This is a genomic window from Vibrio sp. 970 (genome assembly GCF_033339075.1).
This window is the reverse complement of record NZ_JAWOTW010000056.1, coordinates 1-1,730: the sequence shown is the minus strand read 5'-3', so window position 1 is coordinate 1,730 and position 1,730 is coordinate 1. Positions and strand designations below refer to the sequence as shown.

Annotated in this window: 1 protein-coding gene; it reads right to left on the bottom strand. The window is 48.8% G+C overall.

Annotated features, from left to right (window positions below):
* Positions 1-1,730: hypothetical protein (locus R7Q11_RS24645; protein WP_225466819.1), on the bottom strand; the 1,730-nt coding region annotated here is incomplete at both ends.

Sequence of the window (1,730 nt, the reverse complement as noted above, 5' to 3'; positions counted from 1 at the left end):
CCTGCCGCTGCCGCAGCAAGACCAGGACCGACATAAGGAATGCCAACTAAAGATTTGTATGCCGCTGACGCTGATTCGTAAGCGTTAAGCATGATTTGGACACGCGCTGCGGTTTTACCAATACGAGCGGCGTTTTTATTTTCACTGCTTTGCAGCTCGGAAATTTGACCGAGGAAGTTGCTCATGCCTCGAACGCGTTCTTGCATCAAGCGCTCTTCACGATACGCCCGTTTTTCAGCTTCGACTTTGGCCTTTTCTGTTTTGGCTTCTTCACTCTTAGCAAAAGACTCGATTGATGCTTCCAAAGCATCATCTTCTAAATCTTTACGCGTCTTTTCTGCATTTAGATAGAACTCTGTCTCACGGTCACGATACTCAGCTTTTAGCGCTTCCAAGGTATCAAAGCCACGACGCTTCAACTCTTGCTCGGACACCTGCATTTCTTCGATGTCACGCAAGCGTTGCTCATGCGCTAAGATGAGTTTTTCACGCTCATTCGCGTACTGCATATCAAGCGATGCTAGGCGCGATGCGCCAGAGGCTTGCGCTTTACCAACGCTAGGATCGTCTTTTAAAGTCCGAATCGGCGGTTGTGGCTTGGTGTTGTCATCACCCGTACCATCACGTTTAAAACCAAGCTCTTGGTCTTCATATTGGCGCTGATACTTATCAACGGTATTGATGAGCGCTTCATACTCTGCAGCGAGCTTGGCAACTTTGGACTCTTGAGCGCTAACTCTTTCACTAAAGCGCGAGTTAGCCATACGTGCTTGAACTTCAACATTGCCTTCAGCACTTCTTTCTGTTGCCTGCAAGCCCTCTAAAGCTTTCTGCGCTCTCTCAAGCTCTATCTTGACGGTTCTCGCTTCGTCGCGAGCATCACCAAGTTTCTTCAGTAAGCCATTTTTAGTTTTAGGGCTATCGCTCATGCTGTCGAACAGAGCGCCCCAATAATCAACTGAGACGACGAGCTGATCGGTAAACCAATCTATCTGTTCACTAGCGCCCAATACACCATTAGCAAAAGAACGTTGAAGTTTAAGACCAACATCTGTGAGCTTTTGGTCCATCTCTTTGAATTTCTCAATGTCATATTCCGACATGGAGACGTTCAAATCGTCGTACTTTTTGGTCAGCTCAAAGAGCTTTTGGCCTTGATTTTCAAGCAATGGCATCAAGGCCGAGGCATCGTTCGCGATACTCTCCAGATAAAATATCTGGCTTTTCATTGGAACGTTGGCTTGGTCCATCGCCGTTTTGATGGCAATCAAGGCATCGGGACCCGACAGCTCTTGCAGCTTCTCAATGGTCAGGCCGACTGTTGGTGCGATGTTCTCCATGAAGTCGGCAAATTCACCACCTTCATTTTCGGTAAAGTCGCCCAGCTTATCGTTGACGTCCTTCAGTATCTCGGCCATGTTTTCGCCGCTGATATTGAACTGCTCAGAGGCGTATCCCAAGGCTTGAATTTGCTGGACCGATACCTGAGCAACGGTGGCCATCTTTTCGATTTCACGCGCTTGTTGCGCCTGCTGCGTAATGAGGTAAGCCGTGGCACCTGTCACGGCACCAATGCCTGCCGAGACATAACCTGCAGCATCTAACACGCCGCGACCTGCGTTTTTGGCGCGGTCTGCGGTTTGCTCTAAAGAGCGGCTTAATGATAGGTTTGAGTCGTTCGCCGCTTTGGCTTCTTTGGTGTAGCCGCGCAGCATCTTTTTGGCGTAATC